This window comes from Vibrio sp. R11-SG3-ISO3-SZ (assembly GCF_059834345.1).
In genome coordinates, this window is sequence record NZ_JCBDGX010000192.1 from 1 (window position 1) to 16,592 (window position 16,592).

At 49.0% G+C, this 16,592-nt stretch carries 13 protein-coding genes and 1 pseudogene; 11 read left to right on the forward strand and 3 right to left on the reverse strand.

Features of this window, described 5'->3' with window-relative positions; all coding sequences use genetic code 11:
• Window positions 1-111, reverse strand: a pseudogene (locus AC6R1O_RS19805) (pyridoxamine 5'-phosphate oxidase); the annotation flags it as partial.
• Window positions 112-321: 210 nt separating this feature from the next.
• Between AC6R1O_RS19805 and AC6R1O_RS19810 the strand changes: the two are divergent.
• From AC6R1O_RS19810 to AC6R1O_RS19825, 4 genes are read left to right on the forward strand one after another with little or no spacing between them, the layout of a single operon-like run.
• Complete coding sequence (locus AC6R1O_RS19810; RefSeq protein WP_500632806.1) at window positions 322-1,713, forward strand: HlyD family type I secretion periplasmic adaptor subunit; 1,392 nt, start codon at window positions 322-324, stop codon at window positions 1,711-1,713.
• Between the two features lie 42 nt (window positions 1,714-1,755).
• Window positions 1,756-2,418 carry a transglutaminase-like cysteine peptidase gene (locus AC6R1O_RS19815; protein ID WP_334552823.1) on the forward strand — a complete coding sequence of 221 codons (663 nt, stop codon included), beginning with the start codon at window positions 1,756-1,758 and terminating at the stop codon, window positions 2,416-2,418.
• 5 nt (window positions 2,419-2,423) lie between these two features.
• Window positions 2,424-4,334: a bifunctional diguanylate cyclase/phosphodiesterase gene (locus tag AC6R1O_RS19820; protein WP_500657688.1), complete on the forward strand. Its 1,911-nt coding sequence runs from the start codon at window positions 2,424-2,426 to the stop codon at window positions 4,332-4,334.
• A gap of 15 nt (window positions 4,335-4,349) precedes the next feature.
• A complete protein-coding gene (locus AC6R1O_RS19825) occupies window positions 4,350-6,467 on the forward strand; it encodes a type I secretion system permease/ATPase (RefSeq protein ID WP_500628494.1) in 2,118 nt (705 codons plus the stop codon).
• A 108-nt stretch (window positions 6,468-6,575) separates the two neighbouring features.
• Here AC6R1O_RS19825 and AC6R1O_RS19830 read toward each other — a convergent pair whose 3' ends face one another.
• The gene (locus AC6R1O_RS19830; RefSeq protein ID WP_500657689.1) at window positions 6,576-7,973 is read right to left on the reverse strand and encodes a tryptophanase; all 1,398 of its coding nucleotides are present in this window, start codon (window positions 7,971-7,973) and stop codon (window positions 6,576-6,578) included.
• 521 nt (window positions 7,974-8,494) lie between these two features.
• On the opposite strand from AC6R1O_RS19830, the gene AC6R1O_RS19835 reads away from it, so the two are divergent.
• From AC6R1O_RS19835 to sstT, 6 genes are all read left to right on the forward strand, one after another.
• Complete coding sequence (locus AC6R1O_RS19835; protein ID WP_500657690.1) at window positions 8,495-9,145, forward strand: DUF2057 family protein; 651 nt, start codon at window positions 8,495-8,497, stop codon at window positions 9,143-9,145.
• A gap of 51 nt (window positions 9,146-9,196) precedes the next feature.
• Window positions 9,197-9,730 (forward strand): GNAT family N-acetyltransferase, encoded by a 534-nt coding sequence (locus tag AC6R1O_RS19840; protein ID WP_500657691.1) that lies wholly within the window; start codon window positions 9,197-9,199, stop codon window positions 9,728-9,730.
• 107 nt (window positions 9,731-9,837) lie between these two features.
• The gene (locus tag AC6R1O_RS19845) at window positions 9,838-10,299 is read left to right on the forward strand and encodes a hypothetical protein (protein ID WP_500657692.1); all 462 of its coding nucleotides are present in this window, start codon (window positions 9,838-9,840) and stop codon (window positions 10,297-10,299) included.
• Window positions 10,296-10,901 (forward strand): SCO family protein, encoded by a 606-nt coding sequence (locus AC6R1O_RS19850; protein ID WP_500657693.1) that lies wholly within the window; start codon window positions 10,296-10,298, stop codon window positions 10,899-10,901. Before AC6R1O_RS19845 ends, AC6R1O_RS19850 begins: the two co-directional genes overlap by 4 nt.
• Before the next feature lie 28 nt (window positions 10,902-10,929).
• Window positions 10,930-11,376 (forward strand): copper chaperone PCu(A)C, encoded by a 447-nt coding sequence (locus tag AC6R1O_RS19855; RefSeq protein WP_500657694.1) that lies wholly within the window; start codon window positions 10,930-10,932, stop codon window positions 11,374-11,376.
• A gap of 250 nt (window positions 11,377-11,626) precedes the next feature.
• Entirely contained in the window at window positions 11,627-12,847 is a 1,221-nt protein-coding gene (gene sstT / locus AC6R1O_RS19860; RefSeq protein ID WP_500626198.1) for a serine/threonine transporter SstT, read from the forward strand.
• Window positions 12,848-12,931: 84 nt separating this feature from the next.
• On the opposite strand, the gene AC6R1O_RS19865 is transcribed toward sstT, so the two are convergent.
• A complete protein-coding gene (locus tag AC6R1O_RS19865) occupies window positions 12,932-14,155 on the reverse strand; it encodes a tetratricopeptide repeat protein (protein WP_500657695.1) in 1,224 nt (407 codons plus the stop codon).
• Between the two features lie 535 nt (window positions 14,156-14,690).
• Between AC6R1O_RS19865 and AC6R1O_RS19870 the strand changes: the two genes are divergently transcribed.
• A complete protein-coding gene (locus AC6R1O_RS19870) occupies window positions 14,691-16,436 on the forward strand; it encodes an SgrR family transcriptional regulator (protein ID WP_500657696.1) in 1,746 nt (581 codons plus the stop codon).
• Window positions 16,437-16,592: the final 156 nt, after the last annotated feature.

Sequence of the window (16,592 nt, forward strand, 5' to 3'; positions counted from 1 at the left end):
GTCTACCGCTTGCTTTAACCACAGATCAAATTGCTCAATCGGGTCCGCAGACAAATCTTTACGGCGCAGACCGCCTTTAGTGTACTCACGACGAATGTCTTCCAGTTCCATCTTTTCTCCTCATTGACCGCGACGATAAATTTTTGCTGATTGTGCGCCCATAAATCGTATAACTCAAGTGAAACACCCGATGAAGGAACTAAACTTAATGGCAAGGACTCAAAAAACATATAAAGCACGACATTCTATAAGCATTTTCTTAACATTTTGCTGGTTGAGTAATAAAATCAATTAAATAACCAAGATTGAAAAGGATAGCGAATGAGTAAGAGCGGTTACAACAAGCTCACTCCGGATGAGTTGGATTACGTCGATGATAAAACCGCGGCGCTCCTACTCAACACCCCGAGCAGCGCCCGCATTATGCTCTGGGTCATGGTGCTGTTTTTTATTTTGGCCGGTGTGTGGGCCTCTTGGGCACAGATCGATCAAGTGACCGTAGGTCAAGGCAAAGTTGTTCCCTCTTCTCAAGTCCAAGTCGTGCAAAACCTTGAAGGCGGCTTGGTGAAAGAAATCCTCGTTCGAGAGGGACAAATCGTCCAAAAAGGCCAACAACTGCTACTCATCGATGACACCCGTTTTCGCTCTGACTTTCGTGAGCGAGAGCAGCAAGTCGCAAACCTGACCGCCAGTGTCCTGCAACTCTCTGCATCCATTACCAGTGTTGAAGTGAATGAAGAGTTCGACGACAGCAACTGGCAAAGTAACGTTCAACTCGACTTCAGTAAGCTCGCCTTCCCGCCGATTCTGGAAGAACGTCAGCCTCAACTCGTCGCTCGCCAACGGGCTGAATACCGTCAGGATCTCAATAATCTGCGTAACCAAATCTCCGTCATCGATCAGCAGGTTAAGCAGAAGCAGCAAGACTTAGTAGAAATTCAAGCGCGTGTAAGAAACCTGCGAGACAGTTATGACTTTGCACGCAAAGAGCTCGAAATCACCGAACCACTTGCGGAAGAAGGCGTCGTCCCTCGCATTGAGCTGCTCAAACTGCAACGCCAGGTAAACGATACGCGCAGAGAGTTGACCTCAAGTGAACTGAAAGTACCTGTTCTACGGTCGTCCATTCGCGAGTCAATGTTGGCACGCATAGACGCGGCGCAGAAATTTCGCTCCGAGCAACAAGAAAAACTCAATGATGCGCAAGACCGACTCTCCTCTTTGACCGAGTCGACCGTTGGCCTCGAAGACCGAGTCAATCGCACCATTGTCACGTCGCCCGTTACTGGTACCGTCAAAACGCTCAATATCAACACCGTCGGTGGCGTCATCCAACCCGGCATGGACATCGTTGAAATCGTACCGAGTGAAGATACCTTGTTGGTCGAGGCCAAGATTGCGCCACAAGATATCGCTTTCCTCAGGCCAGACCTCAACGCGATTGTGAAATTTTCTGCTTATGATTTTACCAAGTACGGCGGATTAGAAGGCTCTCTTGAGCACATCAGCGCGGATACCACCACCGACGAAGAGGGCAATAGCTTTTATTTGGTGCGTGTGCGGACCAGTGAAACGTCATTAAACAAAGATGAGTCACTGCCGATCATCCCTGGGATGACAGCGTCGGTCGATATCATTACCGGTAAGCGCACTGTGCTGGAATATCTGCTCAAACCGATCATGAGCGCAAAAAGTAACGCACTAAAGGAATAGTGAATGCACAACTCTAACGCACACAAAAGCGGCCTGTAATCGATGAAGTATTGTTGGGCCTTAGTGCTTATGCTTATAAGCTCCGCCACGTCGTTTGCTCTGAATACATCAGAGCAACGATGGGTGTCGGCTGTGCATAAAGTCTATGGCCCAAGAGCGGCAAAGCGCGTAGAAACCTGGCGCAACGAAATCTCACAATATCAATCGCTACCGGAGACAGAACAACTTGAAAAAGTGAACAACTTTTTTAATCAGCTTCACTTCGTTAACGATGACAGACTGTGGGGCAAAGCCGACTATTGGGCGACGCCGCTCGAATTTTTAGGCGCGAACGCCGGGGATTGCGAAGATTTCACCATTGCCAAATATTTTTCACTGCTCGAACTTGGCGTCTCAGACAGAAAATTGAGGCTAGTGTATGTTAAAGCCATCGAACTGAATCAATTTCACATGGTTCTCGCCTACTATTCATCACCCAGTGCGGAACCTTTACTTCTCGACAACATTAACCCGCAGATTCGCCGCGCTTCCACCCGCCGCGATCTACTACCGATCTACAGTTTCAATGGTAAAAACCTCTGGTTAATGAAGTCGAAAAACGGACAGTTAGCAGGAAAATCGTCCCGACTTAGCTTATGGAACGATCTCCGTGCGCGAGAAAAATCGCTCAAACTCAATAAACCAATAGTCAATTATGATGAGTAGGCAATATGACGTTATATAAACAACTTGTCGCGGGAATGATTGCGGTCTTTTTGATGTTAATGATCTCGGTCTTTATCATTGAATTCAACACCACGCGAAACAACTTAGAGCAGCAACAGCGCTCAGAAGTGAATAACACCATCAACACGGTCGGCTTGGCTTTGGCTCCTTATTTGGAGAATAAGGACCAAGTCGCGGTGGAATCCGTTATTAATGCGCTGTTTGATGGCAGTAGCTACTCTATCGTTCGTCTGATTTTCCTCGATACTGGCGATGAGATCTTGCGCGCCTACCCAATCAAACCAAACAACGTTCCAACTTGGTTTACCGATCTTAAGCTGTTTGACACCATTCACGATCGACGTGTCGTGACCAGTGGCTGGATGCAGTTGGCGGAAGTCGAAATTGTCAGCCACCCTGGGGATGCCTACACCCAGCTATGGCTTGCCTTCGAACGTTTGGTTTATGCGTTCTGCTTTATCTTCCTCATTGGCTTGTTTGCGATCTCTTTCATCTTGCGCCGCGCATTAAAACCGCTCCAGCTCATCGTCACCAAAATGGAGCAAGTGGCGAAGAATCAATTCGGCGAACCTCTTCCCCGCCCTGCGACCAAAGATCTCATCTACGTGGTCGATGGCATCAACAGCATGTCTGCTCAAGTAGAGAAATCGTTTAAAGCGCAAGCTCAAGAAGCACAACAATTGAGACAACGTGCCTACATCGATCCCGTGTCTCAATTAGGCAATCGCGCTTACTACATGAGCCAATTGAACGCATGGTTGACCGAAGGCGGAATGGGTGGCGTTGCTATTTTAGAGGCGAGCTTTATCCGTGAACTGTATGAGGAAAAAGGCTATGAAGCGGGTGATGGCATGGTCAGAGAGCTGGCCGATCACCTAAAAGTCTCTATCTCCTCGCCGGAAGCGACATTGGCGCGCATCTCGTCTGAAGAGTTCGGTTTTATCCTTCCGAACATTGATGACAGTGAACTCAAACTGATGGCGGACAGCATCATTACCTTTGTGCAAGATGTCAGTGCCGATCCTACCGGCATGGCGACCGCTAATGTCTCACTGGGTGTGGTGTACAGCAAAACGTCTCGCGGGACGTCTGAAATCCTCACCATGCTCGATAACGCGTTGGCAGCGGCCAAAGCAAACCCAGATTCCAATTATGGCTATGTGACCGGTGAAAACACTGAAAATCTCATGGGCAAACAGCAATGGAAAAACTTGGTGGAAGAGGCGATCAGCAACGATTGGTTCTCCTTTAGGTTCCAAGCCGCGAACGACTCCTGGGGACAGACATACCACCGCGAGGTGTTCTCTGCGATTGAGAAACGCGATGAGCGTTATACCGCCAACCAATACCTGTTTGCGCTCGAGCAATTGGGCGCAAGCCACATCTTTGATGAGTACGTCATTCAATCGGTGGTGGATAAGCTAAGCCGCGGCGAATTCAAAGAACCCGTTGCCATCAATATGTCGCAAAGCAGTATTTCCCAACCAAGCTTCATTCGCTGGATATCTCAATATTTAGCCAAGCACAGCAAAGTCGCCCCTCTGCTCCACTTTGAGATTCCAGAAAACTGCTTTATCAATGCACCGCACCACACTGCGCTATTTTGTAATGCCATTCGTACGGCTGGCGCCGACTTTGGTGTCGATAATTACGGCCGGAATTTCCAATCGCTCGATTACATCAACGAGTTCCGTCCTGCGTACGTGAAACTGGATTATCTCTACACTCACCACCTTGATGATGAAAAGCAGAAGTTCACATTGACGTCTATCTCGCGCACTGCGCATAATTTGGGTATCAAGACCATCGCCTCGCGCGTGGAAACACAAACGCAGCTTGATTTCCTATCTGAACATTTTATTGAAGTCTTCCAGGGCTTCATCGTAGATAAATAACGACAAAGGGTTAGCATGCAGGATCCGCTATTAAATTCGCTTATCTACGTCAGTCGCTACTATGGTTTAGCGAACTCTCCAGAGGCACTCATCAATGGGCTGCCTCTTGCTGACGGGAAGCTCACACCTTTCCTATTTCCGCGCTCGGCTGAACGGGCTGGTCTAGTCGCGAAAGAAAACCGCTCAAAACTGAGCGACATTCCTCAATTGGTATTGCCCGTTGTGTTGCTGCTTAAAAGCGGTGACGCGTGCGTTCTCAACAGCATCAATGACGAAGGCAGCGAAGCAGAAATCGTTACGGGTGAATCTGGCCTTGTGCCGATTTCCATCAGCATGGATGAACTCGAAGCGCTCTACATTGGCCGCTACTTCTTGGTCAAAAAGCAATTCCGTTACGATGAACGCTCACCCGAAGTGCTCAATACCAAAAAGGGGCACTGGTTCTGGAGCACCATTTGGCAATCGAAACGCATTTATCGAGATGTGTTAATTGCGTCTATTCTCATTAACCTGTTCGCCGTTGCTGCGCCAATGTTTACTCGCTTGGTGTACGACAAAGTGGTCCCCAACTTGGCGTTTGAAACCTTGTGGGTGTTGGCGAGCGGTATCTTTGTCATCTTCTTGTTTGATTTGGTGCTCAAACTACTAAGAAGTTACTTCATTGATGTAGCAGGTAAAAAGTCGGACATTCTCATCTCCTCCAAACTCTTTAGCAAAGTGATGGGGATCCGAATGGAGTCTCGCCCCCCTTCCGTGGGTGCATTTGCTCGCCACTTACAAGAGTTTGAATCGATTCGTGAGTTCTTCACCTCGGCAACCATAGGCTCGTTGATTGACTTACCTTTTGCGCTGCTGTTTTTGCTTCTGATTTGGCTAATGGCTGGCAATTTGGTGCTGGTACCGATTGTCGGGGTGGTGATCCTGGTCATCTACTCACTGCTGATTCAAGGGCCTTTGCGTCATACCATCGAAGAGGGTTCAAGACTCGCATCGCAAAAATACGCGAACTTGATTGAGAGTTTGGCTGGGCTGGAAACCGTGAAATTGTTTGGCGCCCAAAGCCAATTTCAGTTCCGCTGGGAAGAAGCCGTTGCCCACATGGCCAACTGGAACATCAAAAGTCGCCGAATTACCGATGGCATTCAAAACACAGCGGGATTTGTTCAGCAAGCGTCGAACGTTGGAATGATCATCCTTGGCGTTTATTTGATCTCTGAAGGTGAATTGACCATGGGTGGTCTGATTGCTGCCACCATGTTGAGCGGTCGAGCGATTGGCCCTATGGTGCAGCTGTCACTGCTCTCGACTCGATACAACCAAGCCAAATCCTCAATGACCATCATTGAGCAAGTCATGTCGATGCCTGACGAACAAGAAGAGGGTAAACGCTACATTCACCGCCCAATCGTACACGGTAAGATTGAGCTTGATAAAGTCACCTTTCACTACCCTGACTCCCCCATCGCGTCGATTCGAGATCTCAGTTTAGTTATTAACCCAGGTGAAAAAGTGGCGATCATAGGTCGAATTGGCTCAGGCAAGACCACACTTGAGCGCTTGATCATGGGCTTGTACAAACCCACTGAAGGACACGTACGTATCGACGATACGGACATAGACCAAATGCACCACATCGACGTAAGACGCAACATTGGCTGTGTACCGCAAGACAGTCAGCTCTTCTACGGCTCGATTCGCGATAATATTACGCTTGGCAAACCACTAGCCGACGATCGCGATGTGATGGATGCGGCTAACCGCGCTGGCGTGACCGTGTTTACCCAACAAGACCCTGCTGGGCTAGAAAGGCAAGTGGGTGAAGGAGGAATGCTGCTGTCCGGTGGCCAAAGACAATCCGTCGCCATCGCGCGAGCCTTACTTGGCCGCCCACCCGTTTTGTTGATGGATGAGCCCACCAGCGCAATGGATAATCGCTCTGAGATGCATATCAAGCAGCAGCTCTCTCAATTGAAATCGAGCGAGACGCTGATCCTTATCACGCATAAAACCTCAATGCTTGATGTCGTCGATAGAGTCATCGTGATGGAAAAAGGCAGTATTATCGCTGACGGGCCTAAAGCTGAGGTACTCAACAGCTTGAAACAAGGTAAAGTGCGCGCGGTCAATCACTAACCCACGCTCTGATAAAGCAACGCGCCACTCGGTGTTAAACCGTTTGGCGCGTTGTTGTTTATGTGAATAGTGACCTAGGTGAACAGTTACCTAGGCAAATATACTCCATTACTTAGAGCGAAAACGCGCCGTAAAGTGACGCAGCACTGGCGGCTCGTAATCGAACGTCAATCCTTTGAGTTCATGTGCGCGCTCTTTCAAGGCAATGATCGCATCGGCAATATAATCCATGTGATCATTGGTGTAGACGCGGCGCGGAATGGTCAAACGCATCAACTCCAAATCAGAGGCTTTTTGCTCCCCCGTTTGAGGATCTCGGCCAAGCAACAAAGAGCCAATCTCAACCGCGCGAATACCCGCTTCCAAATAGAGCGCATTACAGAGCACTTGGGCAGGAAATTGATCCGCTGGAATGTGAGGCAAGATTTTCGCCGCATCGACAAACACCGCATGGCCGCCCGTTGGCGTTTGGATCGGGATACCGCCTTCTTGCAAACGTTCACCTAGATACTCAACCTGAGAGATGCGGTAGTGAAGGAAATCTTCGTCTGCCCCTTCATAGAGACCACGTGCGAGCGCTTCCATGTCACGGCCCGCCATACCACCATAGGTGACAAACCCTTCCATCGGCACACATCGGGTGCGCACTGCTTGGAATAACTCTTCATGATTTCGAATGCAGCATAAACCACCAATGTTCACCATTGGGTCTTTTTTCGCCGACATGGTCAACATGTCCCCGTACTGGTACATCTCACGGATGATCTCAAGTATCGACTTATCTTGATAGCCGGGCTCACGTTGCTTAATAAAGTAGGCGTTTTCACAGTAACGCGCGGAATCGATTACCACTGGAATGTCATTTTTCGAAGCGATCTCGTACACTGCGCGCATGTTGGCCATGGAAACAGGTTGCCCACCCGAGCTGTTACACGTTACCGTCGTGATGATCGCACAGATATTGTTGGCACCATGAGCCTCTATGGTGGTTTGCAGTTTATCGAGGTCAAAGTTGCCCTTCCAGTCATACGGCGTGGTAGTATCAAACGCGCGATCATCGACAACGTTAATCGCTTTGCCACCGTTTAGCTCGATATGACCTGCGGTCGTATCAAAATGGTAGTTGGAGATAAAGACAGGCTCAGTACCACCGCGAACCACTTTCATTCTTTCAATCAAGGCGGGGAAGAGGATCTGCTCTGCACCTCTACCTTGGTGTGCGGGAACCGTAAGTTTATAGCCAAAAAAGTGCTCAACTGCCGCGCAAAGGTTGTAGTAGTTGCGGCTGCCCGCATAAGACTCATCCCCCAGCATCAAGCCTGCCCATTGGTTGTCACTCATCGCCCCAGTGCCGGAGTCGGTAAGCAAGTCGATGTACACATCGTCACTTCTAAGCAAAAACGGGTTAAGTCCGGCCTCATTGAGCGCTTCAACTCGGTCTTGGTAGGTGGTCATTTTAATCGGTTCCACCATCTTAATGCGGAACGGTTCTGGAATGCGTTTCATCTTTTGATCCTTTGATTGATCGCCAGGCACTCGTGATACGCAAGCGTGCCAGAGCAGCATACACATGCGGCATCACGCAGTGACGATCTTAAAATGTATTTAACGGTTGTGTTTCTCGCAGCGCATGGCGCTGACAAAGGGGATCAAAGTGATGAGGATTCTTTGCTGAGCAGGGAAAGGCAATAGTCCAAGTTGTACCACGACGACAACACGAGTTTGCTGTCTAATGCTGATTGTCGCACTGAAAAGTCGACCAGCACGCTGCTTGTCATAGCGTTATCCTCCTGTTGAATTGAACATTCCTACACTATAGCGAAAACCTTTTTGAGATTACCGTGAAGTGCGCCGCACAATAAACCATACAGAATCCGGTCTCATCGGTGGGCGGCCTTTACGCCAATGAAGATTGTGTTAAATTTTCAAACTTCTCACATAAGGTTGTTGAAATCGACGCCCGATACGCGCGATGATGCATGAGTTAAGTGCCTGTTTCATAGGCTACTCTGTAATTAGGGAATACCATGAAAAATCAATTTTGCCTTTTCGCTGCGACCGCATTGATCAGCAGCGCCGCCTTTGCCGATGTCACCCTTTCCATTCCTGATACCATTAATGTATTAGTGGTCAATGACGCTAGCCCTAAACTAGAAGGCGGTTTTTTCTCTGCGTCGAAAACCCTGACCCTACCAGATGGTGAGAACCAAATTTTGTTCCAGTACCAACCCTATTTTGACCAAGGTAATGATCGCGTCATTTTAGAAAGTGATCCGCTCGTTGGCACCTTCAACGCTTCAAACACTAAGCTAGAATTTGCTCTGCCCAAATACCGCAATGAAAACCAGGCGCGCAAGCAAATCAGTCATGTCGAGTGGTCACTTGTAGATGAGAGTGGCAACACGCTGGAGACCAAACAAGATAAATTGGTCAAAGATGGCTTTCAACTTGGGCGTAACTACCAAATCGAACTGGCCGAATACAACCGCCAAGGTGGTGTGGCAGCACTCTCTACCGTCGCTGCTACGGCTGCAGTTGCCACGCCATCGAGCAAAACCACGCCCGCCAATACCGCACAAGTTGACAGCAACACGGCCGAAGAAATGCTCCATTTTTGGTACAACAAAGCCGACGCAGAAACTCAAGCTCGTTTCAAAGCGCACATCAACAACCAATAATCACCCACGCGCTCAAACGAGCGCGTTATTTCTTTGCAAAGGAGTGCAAGCATGTTTCGTTATGAGGTTGATGACGAAGTCTCATTGGCACTGGTTCATGAGTCGTTCGCGGCCCACTATGCTCAGTTGGTCACAGAGCAACTGCCCTACCTAACACAGTGGCTAGCTTGGCCTGCCCATTGCCAAACAGAGCAAGATTTTCTCCTGTTCGTTCAACGCTCCTTACATGATTACGCCGATGGCAAATCCATGACCTGCGCCATCCTCTACAATGGCGATATTATTGGTAACTGCAGTTTCAATAGCATCAACCATGACACCAAATGCGTTGAAGTCGGCTACTGGATAAGCCAACACCATCAAGGTAAGGGGATAGCCACGCGAGTGGTTCAAGCGCTGACGCACATCGCCTTTGACCAATACCAGATGGAAAAAGTCCAACTGAGCGCTGCGGTCGACAATCACGCGAGCCGCACCGTCGCCACGCGTTGCGGTATGACCCTTGAGGGAATCTTAAGTCATCAGGAAAACATTGATGGCCGCCTATTGAGCCACGCTATCTACGGCCTGCTTAAAAAGCATTGATTTTGCGCACAAATCCTTACCGGCCATACAGAGTTCACGTTGAGCTGTGGTAACATCCCGCCACTCTTTTTGGTCGATGTGACATTTTTTATGTGAGAGGCGCTTCGATGACATCAAGCTTTTCGATACACGGGAAAGGCCGTTGGCAGTGGCTACTGATCCTCATGGCGCTAAGTGGCGGTTACTTTGCCAGTGACATTTATCATTGGTTGAGCACATCCCGCCACCAACACACTTCCATTGACTTAAGTGAGTACTGCGCCCTCACCACCTCTTCGTGTCAATTAGGCACGGTGTCGATTCACGCGGATAAAGACACCAGTCAGCCTCTGCTGCCGACTACCGTCTCTGTCGCCTGGCCAGACAACGATGCTCAATCGCTGGTTCTGTCACTCCAGGGCGTTGAAATGGAGATGGGTTCGCCAAAGTTTTTGCTTACGCGGACAGGGGATGGCCAATATCAAGGCGAACTGCTACTCCCCGTCTGTACGACAGACGCCATGACTTGGTATGGCACCGTCTCTGACGGTCATACCCACCATAAACTCTCAGTAAGGATGGAAAGATGAGTCGAAATTGGTCCCTGATTTTAGTCGTCGCCTTTGCGCTGGGATTTGGCCTTAAAAGCTATCTCGATCACCAATCGCAGGTCACCCCAACCAATGATAGCCGTGACGCGTCCATATTGTATGGTGAGCAAGGCCAACCCGTTGATATTTTTGACTCGTCCGACCCACGCATCCGTGTGGTTTACTTTGGGTTCACTCGCTGCCCTGATGTCTGCCCCACTTCATTGGCTATGCTGGCTGGCGCTCTAAACCAAGTGGGTGAAGAGGTTCAACACCAATTTAGACCCATGTTTATCTCTTTAGATCCCGAGCGAGATGCCGCTGCCGATGCACATCGCTACGCGCAGTATTTTCATCCGTCAATAGAAGGGCTCTCGGCGCCTCTTGAGATCACCACCCCGCTCGCCCATCGCTATGGCGTAATATTTAGAAAAACCGAACTGGAAAACTCTGAGCTAGGTTACACACTCGATCACAGCTCCTACTTCTACTTTTTAGCGCCGAATGGGACACTGTTGACCAAAGTCCCACACACTCTAACGCCCGCGCCTATTGTTGAGGCGCTGAACACCATGACCAAACAGCCCCAGCAGGCTGATTAAAAATAATTGATTGAGAAAGGATTGCCTGATGAAACTGCCTACACTTCTACTGTCTTCGTTGCTGATGAGCGCTTCAGCCGTTGCGAATACCGATGTCGTGACGCACCATGCCTACGCTCGTGCCACGCCGCCCGCAGCAGTAACCAGTGCCGTGTTTGTCACCCTAATGAACAAAGGTGATGAGGAGCGAATCATCACCTCGGCCTCCACTAGTGCGGCAGGCAAAGTGGAGCTCCATGATGTGGTCAAAGAGGGCGATGTGATGAAAATGCGCCAGATTGAGCGCATCACCGTACCCGCCCACGAGCAAGTGGAACTGAAACCGGGTAGCCTACATATTATGCTGTTTGATTTAACAGCACCTTTGGTCGAGGATGAAGAGATTGAAGTAACCATTGAATACCTAAATGGCGAGTCACAAACCTTTACCGCTCCTGTGAAAAAGGTGATGAGCGGGATGAAACACCACCACTAACGTCTAGGCCGAATGCGGCCAATTAAGACAACACTAAGGGAGCGTATGCTCCCTTTTTCTTATCATTCTTTTATTGTAAACAAAACCATTTGGGTAACATATAATTTACAACTTTGATAAAAATCCAATTGTTTCATCTATGTTTCAATTAATTCTAGACACATTATTTCAACACGCTAGTATATCGGCTTCAGCTAGGAATAGCTGGAATAACTATAACCTCAGATAATTATTCATTGCAGGGATACATATGCAACACAACTCTATTTTTGCCCGCTTTGCGCGCGGAAATCTGGTGCTACAGATCCTAGCCGGTATCATCCTTGGTGTTGGACTGGCTACCGTGTCTCCGGAGTCTGCTCAAAGTGTCGGGTTACTTGGAAGCCTATTTGTCGGCGCACTAAAAGCCGTCGCGCCTATCTTGGTTTTCATTTTGGTGGCTGCGTCTATCGCCAACCAAAAGAAAAACCAACACACTTACATGCGTCCTATCGTGGTTTTGTACCTATTTGGTACATTAACCGCCGCCCTAACGGCCGTCGTACTGAGCTTTTTGTTCCCTACCACCTTGACACTGGTATCGGGTGCAGAAGGCGCTACACCACCGCAAGGCATTGGTGAAGTATTAAATACGCTGCTGTTTAAGTTGGTCGACAACCCAGTCAATGCGCTAATGAGTGCAAACTACATCGGTATCCTAGCTTGGGCTGTCGGTCTTGGTTTGGCTCTGCATCATGCTTCAGGTACGACGAAAGCCGTGTTTGAAGATCTTAGCCACGGCGTATCGCAAATCGTTCGTTTCATTATCCGTCTTGCTCCTTTTGGTATTTTCGGTCTCGTTTCTTCAACACTGGCAACCACAGGTTTTGAAGCGCTGGCTGGTTATGCACACCTTCTGGCGGTATTACTTGGTTCGATGGCAATCATCGCATTGGTGGTCAACCCACTGATTGTTTTAGTAAAGACTGGTCAAAACCCATACCCGCTGGTATTCCAATGTCTGCGTGAAAGTGGCGTTACCGCCTTCTTTACCCGTTCAAGTGCAGCCAATATCCCGGTCAACATGGCGTTGTGTGAAAAGCTGGATTTAGATGAAGACACCTACTCCGTATCCATCCCACTCGGGGCCACCATCAACATGGCAGGTGCAGCTATTACCATCACAACCCTGACGTTGGCGGCGGTTCATACCCTGGGCATTGAAGTTGACCTAATGACAGCCTTGCTTCTAAGCATTGTGGCATCCATTTCTGCCTGCGGCGCGTCGGGCGTGGCCGGTGGTTCATTGCTGCTGATTCCTTTGGCGTGCGGCCTCTTTGGTATTCCAAACGAAGTGGCGATGCAAGTCGTCGCGGTCGGCTTTATCATTGGTGTTGTGCAAGATTCCGCGGAAACCGCGCTGAACAGTTCAACCGACGTTGTGTTTACTGCAGCCGTTTGCAAATCGAAACACAATCAAGAGAACGCATAAACACACATGCATGAACGACAAAGGCTCCCAGTCCAACTGGGAGCCTTTTTTATTGTTGCACATTCAATCATTCGTCGGTTCGGTTCAATCACCGGATGATTTAGATGTCGGTGCAAAATGTGACTGACTAAAGTCTAGTGGGTCGCTCGTTGTACGCTCCTCACCTTGATCTTGCGTCTCACCTTGCCAAGAAGGATCTGGCTGGCGCGTCTCTGTTTGCGACTCTGGTAACGCAGAATCGCCTCCGCTTGGCAGCGCTTCTTTGCTCAGTAGCTCTTCTTTATTCAAGACCGATAGATCCTGCTCTAATAACGGGATTTTGCGTTTATAGAGCTTGTTCAACGCACGAATAATCGAATGCTTGCTGACTTTCTTTTCTCGGATCTTCTTTAACATTGGCTTAGATAAGGCTTGCAAGCCCACGACAGTATCCACACCAATATTCAGTGCCACTTGATCGCGTAGCAATCTGGCTTGCTCGTAGCCGAGTTGCGCCGCTAGAAACAGCCAAATATAAGCGATAGAGTTGCCATTGGGGCGGTAATCCATCCAAGCTTCACCGGCACGGTACATCGCTTCAAGGTAACCCTTTTCCGCCGCTCTTTCGAGCCAGTAACACCCTTTTTCGTGGCTGACAGGAACACCACGTCCGTAGATATAATTCAGACCTAACTTCATTCGACCTTCATTGCTTTTCAGCGCCGCAGCGCGACGAAAATAGTCCGTCGATTTTGTTGGATTAGTCTGTGGGTTATTCGGTGCAATATACCAGTCGCCAAGGAAGTTGATCGCATCAACAAAGTTTTGCTTGGCGGCGCTTTCTATCGTCTCTAGCGCTTTCACAATGTCTTTCTCGACACCACGTCCGTGGAACAGCGCCACTCCCATCTCAAAGCGATGAGGAAGACTCCCCTCATGGGCGGCAATGCACGTTTGCCAGTACTTGGCTTGCTCCTTCAAGATCACATCTTGTTTCATGCGATTGCTGATACGCACCACGCCATACATCCCGGTCACATTGTCCTGTTTGGCCGCTTTGGTATACCAATACAAGGCTTCTTGAATGTTATGGCGCTCCGCTTCTTTCGCTAAATACAGAATCGTCGGGACATGGCCAGACTCTGCTTTATACAAGCGTTCCTCTTTTTCCTGCTTACGATTCTTCTCGATGGCTTTTCGTAGCGCCATATCGCGCGCTTTACGCTCATTCTCTAAACGCTTTTTACGCAGCGAGAGTGCCAGCATCCAAAGAAACAGGCACAGTAACAATAATCCGGTCGCGCCAATCGCGATACCCACTATATTCATGATGGTCTTAGTTTCAGTTCTGTTGCGGCTTATATCGGCGATAAGCCCACTTTCTTAAGGCTTCCATCATACCATTCATTCCCAACACATCGATGATTATTGGCGACGATAGCGAGACCCTTTGGGTAAAAACATAAAATTCTCTCACAATACACAGCAAATTTGGTATTGAAAAAGGCGGCGCTGAAGAATCTTCTGTGGGGGTAGGAGCATTAATCAGCAGCGCCGCGTATCGAGGCTCGGGTTAATTCTCGACGAAAAAAAGAAGCGCCATGATCGCGGTGCGCTCGAGCGAAGAGTGGGTGATCATTAAACGCTGATAATAATATTCGATGATGGGGTGAGTCTTTGGGTTCATTCATGCCTCCTTACTACAGCGTCAGTGTGCGACTTAATAAGGAAAGAAAAAAGAGTCTAAATTTTTCTTGGCCTTTCCCATATAATCGACATATCGGCTTCATACCGGCCAAGAAGCGTGAATTTCGCCAAAACACGGAAATCACATTTACTTTCTGTTCTCATTATTGGAGGCCTAGTGTCTGACCTCAATTTACTGCGCTATTATTCTCGCCTTGCGCCGCTAGGAACAAGCACAACGATTAAGATTGCGCTACCAACGGTGGCAGAACATTTGTGTACGACACCCCGGCACGCTCGCAATTTGCTTGGTCAGATGCAAGCACTGAACTGGTTGAGTTGGGCACCAAAAGCGGGGCGTAATCAACGCTCCTCGTTGACACTTCACTACGCCTTATTTGATTTGAAATCGCAACTTGCCGCTGCCCGCATCAGTCAGGGCCAATACGAGAAAGCGCTCCAGATCCTCGATGACGACCAAATAGAGTTTGGCCGCCTCCTACAACACACCTCCGGTGCGACGCTACGTGAAGGAAGGCTGCATATACAGTTAACTTACAAACGTGCTTTTGAGCGGTTAGTACCCCATCAACTGCAACGCTCAAGTGAGCGCTATCTGATTCGCCAGATCTACTGTTGCCTGGTTGGTTGTACCAATGACGGTATGCTCACTCCTCAACTGGCTCATCATTGGCACTATGATGAAGACTCGTTGACATGGACGTTTTATTTGCGCCCTGGGCTAACGTTTCACAACGGTGCGCCAATCGACGCAAACAGTGTTGTGGCACTGTTTAAGCAATTGCGTGAGCTTGGCCATTACCGCAGTGAATTATCCCATTTAAAATCCGTGCACTCGCCCGGGCACAATAAAGTGATGTTCGAACTCTCCCTTCCCGACCAAGGATTTGGTGGCTTGCTCTCTGGCGTGAAGTATTCCATTCAACCGCCGAGCCAAGTCCACGACACCAAACAATCACAAGTTGTCGGGTCCGGCCCCTTTGAAGTAAGCGAACATTCCAGTGCCAAACTGAACCTTCAAGCGTTCGAGCGCTTCTATGCCTGCCGCGCGCTTACCGACCAAGTGACCATTTGGCAAATTGAAGAGCCCACTGCCCACAAAAAACAAATCGAGACAAACCAACCGGGTGCGCAAGATCCCTGTCATCACTATCTCTCACATGCGGTGAGTCATGAACCGCACACCGACATCAAGCGCTCTCGGGTTGAAGATGGCTGTATGTTTGTCCTATTTAATCAAACGGCGTGCAATACGCTCAACGATGCTCAACGCCGTTTTCTTTCTACCTTTATCACCCCTCTGCGAGTGCTCAAGCAGTTACAAGAGAGCGGACGTGCGTTCGGTTGTGAGGTCGCGCAAAACTTACTGCCGATGTGGCATAAAGTGATTCGACCCACGATGCCTCGTGTACCGCTGCCCAATCACATCAGCATTGCCGTTTACGACTACACCGCGCTGCAAAGCTGCGCACTCGCTATTCAGTCGTTACTCGAAACCCTTGGCGTTGAAGTCACTGTTCACTCCTATTCTTATCGTGAGCTGACTGCGCTCGCTGAAAGTGGTCAGTTACAAGCGTCTCTGATCGTCACCAATATCAACCTCGATGACAATCGCCACGCCTCAGCGTTCAACAGCCTCTACCACAACCCGATTGTCCAAGCTTGCATTGGCGAAGACTCCAAACGCTGGCTGCTGAGCACGCTAGATGATCTACGCAGCACGACACCACTGGCGAACTACTTAGAGGCGCTAGAGCCCATCGCCTCTGCTCTCATCAATCAGTTTTGGCTGTCGCCACTGTTCCATCATCGGCAAACACTCAGATTTGAGGGGGTGCTCAAAGACGTCGAGCTCACCAACTGGGGCTGGCCAGACATTAAAAATGTCTGGTCTATTGATTAACTCATTCGACCTCGAACGGGTATCATTCTGTAACTATGCATTGTGCGCAGATAATCGGTGCTAACTTCGTCATTAAATCCCTAAAAGGTCGCTTTTTATCTTGAAAATCGAGCTCTTCGTCCGTTTGTTAATTTGAACTCTAATGATTAATTCACT

Coding starts and splice junctions, on each gene's coding strand:
- AC6R1O_RS19810 (WP_500632806.1), top strand. CDS start 322: ATGAGTAAGAGCGGTTACAACAAGCTCACTCCGGATGAGTTGGATTAC.
- AC6R1O_RS19815 (WP_334552823.1), top strand. CDS start 1,756: ATGAAGTATTGTTGGGCCTTAGTGCTTATGCTTATAAGCTCCGCCACG.
- AC6R1O_RS19820 (WP_500657688.1), top strand. CDS start 2,424: ATGACGTTATATAAACAACTTGTCGCGGGAATGATTGCGGTCTTTTTG.
- AC6R1O_RS19825 (WP_500628494.1), top strand. CDS start 4,350: ATGCAGGATCCGCTATTAAATTCGCTTATCTACGTCAGTCGCTACTAT.
- AC6R1O_RS19830 (WP_500657689.1), bottom strand. CDS start 7,973: ATGAAACGCATTCCAGAACCGTTCCGCATTAAGATGGTGGAACCGATT.
- AC6R1O_RS19835 (WP_500657690.1), top strand. CDS start 8,495: ATGAAAAATCAATTTTGCCTTTTCGCTGCGACCGCATTGATCAGCAGC.
- AC6R1O_RS19840 (WP_500657691.1), top strand. CDS start 9,197: ATGTTTCGTTATGAGGTTGATGACGAAGTCTCATTGGCACTGGTTCAT.
- AC6R1O_RS19845 (WP_500657692.1), top strand. CDS start 9,838: ATGACATCAAGCTTTTCGATACACGGGAAAGGCCGTTGGCAGTGGCTA.
- AC6R1O_RS19850 (WP_500657693.1), top strand. CDS start 10,296: ATGAGTCGAAATTGGTCCCTGATTTTAGTCGTCGCCTTTGCGCTGGGA.
- AC6R1O_RS19855 (WP_500657694.1), top strand. CDS start 10,930: ATGAAACTGCCTACACTTCTACTGTCTTCGTTGCTGATGAGCGCTTCA.
- sstT (WP_500626198.1), top strand. CDS start 11,627: ATGCAACACAACTCTATTTTTGCCCGCTTTGCGCGCGGAAATCTGGTG.
- AC6R1O_RS19865 (WP_500657695.1), bottom strand. CDS start 14,155: ATGAATATAGTGGGTATCGCGATTGGCGCGACCGGATTATTGTTACTG.